The organism is Planomonospora algeriensis, from assembly GCF_977012225.1.
In genome coordinates, this window is the sequence record NZ_CDRNDK010001063.1 from 1 (window position 1) to 556 (window position 556).

The 556-nt window shown below is 79.9% G+C and carries 1 protein-coding gene; it reads right to left on the reverse strand.

The window, feature by feature from the left end; translation table 11 throughout:
- Positions 1 to 77: 77 nt before the first annotated feature.
- On the reverse strand, positions 78 to 556 hold a 479-nt coding region (locus ACWJ6R_RS37805), incomplete at its 5' end, for an Hpt domain-containing protein (RefSeq protein ID WP_449066778.1).

Below are 556 nucleotides of genomic sequence, written 5' to 3' on the forward strand. Positions count from 1 at the left end.
CCGGGCGCACCCGGCCGCCGGTCCCCGGCGCAGACGTCGCGGCGCCCCGGGGAGACGACACCCCGGGAAACGGCGCCTCAGGGAAGGAGTGGCCGTCCGGCCCGCAGGCGGGCGAGCGCCTCGGCCAGGTGCGCCCCCGCCTCGGCGAGCGCCTGCTCCAGCCGGGCGGGGTGGCCGTCCAACTCGCCGAGCCGTACGGCTTCCGCGAAGTGTTCGGCCTCGGCGCAGAGACCGGCCACGGCGCCCGCCCCGACGTTGGCGGCCGCCCCCTTCAGCGCGTGCGCGTGCCGGGCGGTCGCCTCGGCATCCGCCGCGGCGATCGCCCCGGCCAGCGCGGCCAGCACGGCGGGGGCCCGCTTCAGGAACGAGACGACGATCCGCCCGACGAACTCGACCTCCTCCGCGGAGTCGTCCTCCATCAGGTCGGCGATGCGGGCGCGGACGCCCAGCCCGGCCTCCGCGGTCGTCGCGGCCCCTCCGGGGAAGGCCGCGGCGACCGGAGCGGGCGGGTCCACGCAGGGAACCGGGACGGGCGGGTCCACGCCGGGGACCGGGG